Genomic DNA, 6,647 nt, shown 5'->3' with positions numbered 1-6,647 from the left:
GGGCTGGCCCGCATCTTGTTAAGTCGGGGACATGACCGGTTGCGCGGGAGACGGCTCATGCCAAGGGCCTTATCGCCTGCCGCGCAGCTGCCCGCATCCCGCACCGTGCCGCGCCTGCCCCCGAGGAATCGACCATGACCGAGCTGAGCCTGAAACCCGCCGCCGTCCCTGACCCCGAGCGCCGTACCTGGCTGCTGGCCACCGCTGGCGCCGGCGGCGTGGCGGCCGTCGCCGCGGCAGTCCCCTTCGCCTCGACCTTCGCCCCCAGCGAGCGCGCCAAGGCCATGGGCGCCGCGGTCGAGGTGGACATCGCCGACATCCCGCCCGGCGGCATGAAGACCGTGGAGTGGCGCGGCAAGCCGGTGTGGATCGTGCGCCGCACGCCGGAGATGACCGCCGCGCTCAGGAAGAACCCCGACGCGCTGGCCGACCCCGCCTCGGCCAAGGACCAGCAGCCCGAGTACGCCAGGAACGAGGCGCGCTCCATCCGGCCGGAAGTCTTCGTGGCCGTGGGCATCTGCACGCACCTGGGCTGCTCGCCCACGGCGGTGGCCGCCGGCAGCGCGAATCCGAGCCTGCCCGCGGACTGGCCCGGCGGCTTCTTCTGCCCCTGCCATGGCTCGACTTTCGACGGCGCCGGGCGCGTGTTCAGGAACAAGCCCGCGCCGACCAACCTGGAAATCCCGCCGCACCGCTACCTCGCCGACACGCGGCTGCTCATCGGCGAGGACCAGGCCTGACCGCGGCGTTGCCTTCCACGGCCGCCCCACCGTCCGCATCCAGTCATCCCTCTTTCGCCAAAAGAGCCATCCATGAGCAAGAGCATTGCCATCGGCCTGGCCGTCCTGTGCGCCGCCACGGCCGCGCGCGCCGAGGACCTGTTCGTCTCCATCCACTCGGGCAGCGCCATGGCGCTGGGTGCGGCCTCGTGCTCGCCGGCCAGGCCACGGACCTGATAACCGGCGTGACGCCGGCCAAGCCGGCCGACGTGGCCGCCCACCTGCTCAAGCCGGGCGTGAAGACGCTGGCCTTCTGACGGCGCGCGGCGTGACGTTTGAGGGCGGCAGTCCGCTGCCGGGTGCCGCCACGCATGCGCTCTGGGCCGCCGGCGCAGTGGCGGCCTGGACCGCCGGGCGGACCTTGTTCCACCAGGCCATCGTGCGGGCACTGCACGCACCGCGCCTGCGCCACGACCCGCCGCTGCCGCAGCGGCCCCTGGCCGTGGACGGCGGGCACGACCTGCGCGAGGCGCTCGCGCCGCAGGCGCAGGCCCTCGTCGATTTCCTGGATCGGGCCCTGGCCACGGGCCCGTCCGCGGCTGCGCCTGCGCCTGCGCCGCCGCCCGCCCATGGCGAGCCCGCCGCCGTGGGGCAAGCCTTCCCGCGGCGCTGGCGCCAGCGGTGACGGCGCTTGCGGGCGTCTTCGCTTCCGAACCTTCTCCTCCCGCGCACGACGACCTGCCCGTCGCCGATGACGAATTCGGACTGATCGCGGCTTTAGTGCCGCCTTGGCGCCTGCACGCCCCGGGAAAACACCCATCCGAAAACCGCATCGGCCTCTTTTCGCACCCATAGTTTGTATACAAAATATGGGCACACAGCAGCTCACCGACGGAGGCCACGTGCTGATCAGAGTCATCAATCCCAACACCACGGCGGCCATGACCGAGAAGATCGGCGTCGCGGCCCGGGAAGTCGCATTGCCGCAAACGCGCATCGTGGCCACCCATCCGCGCAGCGGGCCGGTGTCCATCGAGAGCCACTTCGACGAGGCCGTGGCGGCGGTCGGCGTGATCGAGGAGGTGCGCGACGGCGAGCGCGCCGGCACCGACGCCTACGTGCTGGCCTGCTTCGGCGACCCCGGGCTGCTGGCCGCGCGCGAGATCACCCGGGCGCCGGTGATCGGCATCGCCGAGGCGGCCTTCCACATGGCCACGCTGGTGGCCACGCGCTTCTCGGTCGTCACGACCCTGGGGCGCACCGCGATCATTGCGGAGCATCTGCTCCAGAGCTACGGTTTCTCGGGGCACTGCCGTCGGGTGCGGGCGGCGGAGATCCCGGTGCTGGAGCTCGAGAGCGATCCCGATGCGGCCTACCACCGCATCGTCGAGGAGGGGCGCCGTGCCAAGGCCGAGGACGGCATCGGCGCCATCGTGCTGGGCTGCGGCGGCATGGCCGACCTGCGCCACCGCATCGCCGAGGCCGTGGGCCTGCCGGTGGTCGAGGGCGTCACCGCGGCCGTCAAGCTCGCCGAGGGCCTGGTGCAGCTCGGCCTGGCCACGAGCAAGCACGGCGACCTCGCCCACCCGCGCCCCAAGGCCTTCACGGGCATGTTCCAGCATCTCGGCGCCTGAGCGGCCCGGGACCAACCGTTGAGGAGACAGCTATGAGCAATGGCGACGTCAAGGCTGCCGGCGAGGAATCGCTGGCGCCGCAGCAGACGCGGATCATGGACAAGTGGTCGTACCTGCTGGCCTGGCTGGGCGGCTGCGTGTCGATCGGCACCTTCGCGATGGGCTCCAGCCTGGTGGGCACGCTCAACCTGCTGCAGACCGCGGTGGCGATCGCCATCGGCTGCTTCGTGATCGGCGTGGCCCTGGCGCTCAACGGCGCGGCGGGCCACAAGTACGGCATCCCCTTCATGGTGCAGGCGCGCGGTGCCTTCGGCTTCGCGGGCACGCGGTTTCCCGGCCTGGTGCGGGCCGTGCCGGCGGTGGTCTGGTACGGGTTCCAGAGCTGGATCGGCGCGGGCGCGCTCAACGCGGTGTCGGCCACGCTCTTCGGCTTCGACAACCTGGTCTTCCACTTCATCGTGTTCCAGCTGCTGCAGATCGGGCTGTCGGTCTACGGCTTCCAGGGCATCAAGTGGCTGGAGAACATCGGCAGCGTGTTCATCCTGGGCGCGCTGGTCTACATGTTCTACTCGGTGATCACGAAGTTTGGTGGCGCGATCAACGAGCGGATCACGAGCATCGACGGCACCTGGGGGCTCCCGTTCTGGGGCGCGACGATGCTGTTCCTGGGCATCTACAGCACGATGATGCTCAACGTCAGCGACTACTCGCGCGAGCTGCACCGCAACGTCCGGCCCGGCCTGCTGACCACGATCTACTCGATGTCGATCCTGCCCGCGACGCTGTTCATGGGCCTGATCGGGCTGATGGTCTCGGGCGCCACCGGCGTGGCCGACCCGATCAAGGTGTTCTCCAGCGCGGTGGACAACACCCCGCTGCTCGTGATCACGCTGCTGTTCATCGCCTTCGCGCAGGTCACGACCAACGTGCTCAACAACGTGGTGCCGCCGGCCTACGTGCTGATGGACGTGTTCAAGCTGTCCTTCCGCAAGTCCGCCATCCTGGTCGGGCTGCTGGCCTTCGCCACCTTCCCCTGGGTGCTGGTCAAGGACGAGTCGGCCGCCGGGCTGCAGTTCTTCGTGCAGACCTACTCCGCCTTCCTCGGCCCGATCTTCGCGGTGCTGGTGGTGGACTACTACGTCCTGCGCCGCCGCACGCTCAACCTGGATCACTTCTACGATGCCAACGGCCCGTTCCGCGGCGTGAACTGGGCGGGCATCGTGGCCACGGGCGTGGGCGCGGCGGTGGCGCTGAGCTTCTCCTCGATCAGCTGGTACGCCAGCCTGCTGCCCGCGGGCCTGACCTACCTCGTGCTGATGCGGTACTGGGCGCCCTGCCGCCGCTTCTTCGACGGCCGCGAAGGCGCTGCCGCGGCGACCGCCCCGGACATGACCGGCGTGGCCCGTCCGTAAGAAGCAGGGCTGGCATCAACCCTGGTCGCGGGCCTGCTCGACGGCCAGGTGATCCAGCCCGTAGCGGTCCAGGCTCAGCAGGATCGCCACCAGCACCACCGCGGCGACGGGGCCCGCGCCGGGGTGGAGCACGGCGCCCACCAGCGGTGCCACCAGCACCAGTTGCCGCAAGGCGCCGCTGTAGAGCAGCCCGGCCTTGCGCACGTAGGCGCGGCCCGCCCACTGCCAGCGCTCCCGGTCCGGCGAGCCCACCGGCATGCCGACGATGAAGCTCACGTGGTTGTAGTAGCGCACGGCCATCACCGATGACACCAGTGAGGCCAGCAGCAGCGTCAGCATCATCAGCTCCAGCACCAGCCGCGGCGTGAGCACCGCCACCCGCATGCTGCCGCCGTTGAAGGCGGCATGCAGGGAGGGCGCCGCCAGCGTCACGGTGCCCATGAGCGCCAGCGCCGCCGTCGAGGCGATCATGGTGGCGGACATGAGCGAGTTGCGCAGCGTCTGCACCGCCAGGATTTCGCTGCCTGGGCTCCTCGACACGGCGCCGAACCATTCCTCGCGCAGCACGGCATGCGCGCTGCGCGCCCAGCGCTGCGGCCGCGTCCGCTCGACAGCGAAGAGCGCGACCTCGTACCCCAGCAGCACCGCCGCGGTGGCGAGGACGAAGAACCAGTCCCAGGCGCCGGACGTCAGGCCCTGCGTCATGCCGCCTGCAGCCGGCGCGCCGCGCGCCAGCGCTCGACCAGCTCGAAGGCTCCCATGCCCACCAGCATGGCGGCGACGAACAGCACCGCCTTGGCCTCGCCCATGCCCAGTGCCACCAGCGCCGGCCCGGGGCAGAAGCCCGCCACGCCCCAGCCCACGCCGAACAGCAGGCTGCCGCCCACCAGCCGCGCGTCGATGCGCCGGGCCGTGGGCAGCCGCACGGGCTCGCCCAGCAGCGACGCCGTGCGTCGCCTGGCTACCGCGAAGGCCACCAGCCCCACGGCCAGCGCGCCGCCCATGACCAGTGCCAGCGACGGGTCCCAGGCGCCGGCCAGGTCCAGGAAGCCCAGCACCTTGGCCGGGTCGGCCATGCCCGACAGGATCAGGCCCAGCCCGAACACCAGGCCGCTGAGGAAGGAAGTCAGCACGACCATGCGTTGCTCCTTCAGGCGCCCACGACGTGGCGCAGCACGTACACGGTGGCGAAGCCCGCGCCCATGAAGGCGAGCGTGGCCACCAGCGAGCGCGGCGACAGCCGCGACAGCCCGCACACGCCGTGGCCGCTGGTGCAGCCGGCGCCGTAGCGCGTGCCCAGCCCGACCAGGAGCCCGGCCAGCACCAGCGTGCCGGGACCGGCGTCGATGCGCGGCATGGGCAGCGCGGCGAACAGTGCCCAGGCCAGCGGGGAGACGACCAGCCCGAGCACGAAGGCCGCGCGCCAGGCCACGTCGCCACGCGCGGGTGCCAGCAATCCGGCCAGCACCCCGCTGATGCCGGCAATGCGCCCCGGCAGCAGCACGAACATCGCCGCCGCTAGGCCTATCAGCAGCCCGCCACCCAGTGCCGCGGCGGGCGTGAACGCGTTCCAGTCGATGCTCATGAGTCACTCCTCCCTGGGGCAGTACAGCCGGTAGAGCACGGCCAGGATTTCCAGCAGCGCCGGGTCGGCCACGCTGTAGAAGACGTTCTTGCCCTGGCGCCGGGTAGCCACCACGCCCTCGTTGCGCAGCACGCCCAGCTGCTGCGACAGCGTGGGCTGGCGGATGCCCAGCCGCTCTTCGAGCTCGCCCACCGACAGCTCGGCCTGCGACAGCTGGCACAGCAGCAGCAGCCGGTCCTCGTTGGCCAGCACCTTCAGCGCGCCCACGGCGCGGGCCGCGGCGCCGCGCAGCAGCTCCGGGTCGATGGCAACGGGCGATTCAGGCATGGGGTGGGTCCTCGGCAATCGTCTTGACAACAATATATCAACAAATATATTGTTCTTCAATAGATTGAAGAAGGAGCTTCCTCATGGAGACCCGCGCCGCCATCCAGCCGTTCTTCGACCCGGCGACCTGGACCGTGAGCTACGTCGTGGCCGATCCGGCCACGCGCCGTGCCGCCGTGATCGACCCGGTGCTGGACTTCGACTTCAAGTCCGGCCGCACCGGCACGCGCTCGGCCGACGCGATCGCCGAGCACGTGAAGGCGCAGGGCCTGACGGTCGAATGGATCCTGGAAACGCACGCCCACGCCGACCATCTCTCGGGCGCGCGCCACCTGCAGCAGCGCCTGGGCGGGCGCATCGCCATCGGCGAGCACATCCGCGAGGTGCAGGCCACCTTCAAGAAGCTCTACAACCTGGAGCGCGGCTTCCTGCCCGATGGCCGCCAGTTCGACCACCTGTTCAAGGACGGCGAGACCTTCGGCATCGGCGGCCTGCAGGCCACGGCGCTGCACGTGCCCGGCCACACGCCGGCGGACATGGCCTACCGGGTGGACGACGCGGTGTTCGTGGGCGACACGCTGTTCATGCCCGACGTGGGCACGGCGCGCGCGGACTTCCCCGGCGGCGACGCACGGGTGCTGTACCGCTCCATCCGGCGCCTGCTGGCGCTGCCACCCGCGACAAGGCTGTTCGTATGCCACGACTACCCGCCCGAGGGCCGCGCGCCGGCCTGGGAGACGACGGTGGCCGAGCAGTGCCGGCGCAACGTCCACGTGCGCGACGGCATCGGCGAGGACGAGTTCGTGGCCATGCGCCAGGCGCGCGACGCCACGCTGGAGGTGCCCACGCTGATCCTGCCGTCCATCCAGGTCAACGTGCGCGCCGGCCAGCTGCCGCCGCCCGACGACAACGGCGTGTCCTACCTGCGCATCCCGCTCAATGCGCTGTGAGGCCGTGATGCCATCGTTGG

The 6,647-nt window shown here is 70.9% G+C and carries 10 protein-coding genes; 6 read left to right on the top strand and 4 right to left on the bottom strand.

Annotation, left to right across the window (positions count from 1 at the left end; all coding sequences use genetic code 11):
- The first annotated feature begins 134 nt into the window (after window positions 1-134).
- The 5 genes from petA (at window position 135) to FJ694_RS18885 (ending at window position 3,765) form a co-directional block, all read left to right on the top strand.
- The gene (gene petA, locus FJ694_RS18905; RefSeq protein ID WP_157268878.1) at window positions 135-740 is read left to right on the top strand and encodes a ubiquinol-cytochrome c reductase iron-sulfur subunit; all 606 of its coding nucleotides are present in this window, start codon (window positions 135-137) and stop codon (window positions 738-740) included.
- Window positions 741-812: 72 nt separating this feature from the next.
- Window positions 813-956: a hypothetical protein gene (locus FJ694_RS37165; protein WP_232540112.1), complete on the top strand. Its 144-nt coding sequence runs from the start codon at window positions 813-815 to the stop codon at window positions 954-956.
- A 91-nt stretch (window positions 957-1,047) separates the two neighbouring features.
- Window positions 1,048-1,404: a hypothetical protein gene (locus FJ694_RS18895; RefSeq protein WP_157268877.1), complete on the top strand. Its 357-nt coding sequence runs from the start codon at window positions 1,048-1,050 to the stop codon at window positions 1,402-1,404.
- Between the two features lie 217 nt (window positions 1,405-1,621).
- Complete coding sequence (locus FJ694_RS18890) at window positions 1,622-2,353, top strand: aspartate/glutamate racemase family protein (RefSeq protein WP_157268876.1); 732 nt, start codon at window positions 1,622-1,624, stop codon at window positions 2,351-2,353.
- 32 nt (window positions 2,354-2,385) lie between these two features.
- Entirely contained in the window at window positions 2,386-3,765 is a 1,380-nt protein-coding gene (locus tag FJ694_RS18885; RefSeq protein WP_157268875.1) for an NCS1 family transporter, read from the top strand.
- Between the two features lie 15 nt (window positions 3,766-3,780).
- On the opposite strand, the gene FJ694_RS18880 is transcribed toward FJ694_RS18885, so the two are convergent.
- Genes FJ694_RS18880 through FJ694_RS18865 form a run of 4 tightly spaced genes read right to left on the bottom strand, consistent with a single transcriptional unit; the run spans window position 3,781 to window position 5,677 of the window.
- Window positions 3,781-4,470, bottom strand: coding sequence for a DUF599 domain-containing protein (locus FJ694_RS18880; protein WP_157268874.1), 690 nt, complete (start codon window positions 4,468-4,470; stop codon window positions 3,781-3,783).
- On the bottom strand, window positions 4,467-4,904 hold the full coding sequence (locus FJ694_RS18875) for a YeeE/YedE family protein (protein ID WP_157268873.1): 438 nt from the start codon (window positions 4,902-4,904) through the stop codon (window positions 4,467-4,469). Before FJ694_RS18875 ends, FJ694_RS18880 begins: the two co-directional genes overlap by 4 nt.
- 11 nt (window positions 4,905-4,915) lie before the next feature.
- A complete protein-coding gene (locus FJ694_RS18870; RefSeq protein WP_157268872.1) occupies window positions 4,916-5,350 on the bottom strand; it encodes a YeeE/YedE family protein in 435 nt (144 codons plus the stop codon).
- 3 nt (window positions 5,351-5,353) lie between these two features.
- Window positions 5,354-5,677, bottom strand: a complete 324-nt coding sequence (locus FJ694_RS18865) for an ArsR/SmtB family transcription factor (RefSeq protein ID WP_157268871.1) — start codon at window positions 5,675-5,677, stop codon at window positions 5,354-5,356.
- An 83-nt stretch (window positions 5,678-5,760) separates the two neighbouring features.
- Here FJ694_RS18865 and FJ694_RS18860 point away from each other — a divergent pair, with 83 nt between their 5' ends.
- A complete protein-coding gene (locus FJ694_RS18860; protein ID WP_157268870.1) occupies window positions 5,761-6,627 on the top strand; it encodes an MBL fold metallo-hydrolase in 867 nt (288 codons plus the stop codon).
- Window positions 6,628-6,647 lie beyond the last annotated feature (20 nt).

It is taken from the genome of Azohydromonas aeria (assembly GCF_009760915.1).
Classification (GTDB): domain Bacteria; phylum Pseudomonadota; class Gammaproteobacteria; order Burkholderiales; family Burkholderiaceae_C; genus Azohydromonas; species Azohydromonas aeria.
The sequence above is the reverse complement of the archived record's forward strand: the minus strand, read 5'-3'. Positions and strand labels throughout refer to the sequence as shown.

What these genes read in the sequence shown, in the direction of transcription:
- petA (WP_157268878.1), top strand. Translation starts at nt 135, where the DNA reads ATGACCGAGCTGAGCCTGAAACCCGCCGCCGTCCCTGACCCCGAGCGC.
- FJ694_RS37165 (WP_232540112.1), top strand. Translation starts at nt 813, where the DNA reads ATGAGCAAGAGCATTGCCATCGGCCTGGCCGTCCTGTGCGCCGCCACG.
- FJ694_RS18885 (WP_157268875.1), top strand. Translation starts at nt 2,386, where the DNA reads ATGAGCAATGGCGACGTCAAGGCTGCCGGCGAGGAATCGCTGGCGCCG.
- FJ694_RS18880 (WP_157268874.1), bottom strand. Translation starts at nt 4,470, where the DNA reads ATGACGCAGGGCCTGACGTCCGGCGCCTGGGACTGGTTCTTCGTCCTC.
- FJ694_RS18875 (WP_157268873.1), bottom strand. Translation starts at nt 4,904, where the DNA reads ATGGTCGTGCTGACTTCCTTCCTCAGCGGCCTGGTGTTCGGGCTGGGC.
- FJ694_RS18870 (WP_157268872.1), bottom strand. Translation starts at nt 5,350, where the DNA reads ATGAGCATCGACTGGAACGCGTTCACGCCCGCCGCGGCACTGGGTGGC.
- FJ694_RS18865 (WP_157268871.1), bottom strand. Translation starts at nt 5,677, where the DNA reads ATGCCTGAATCGCCCGTTGCCATCGACCCGGAGCTGCTGCGCGGCGCC.
- FJ694_RS18860 (WP_157268870.1), top strand. Translation starts at nt 5,761, where the DNA reads ATGGAGACCCGCGCCGCCATCCAGCCGTTCTTCGACCCGGCGACCTGG.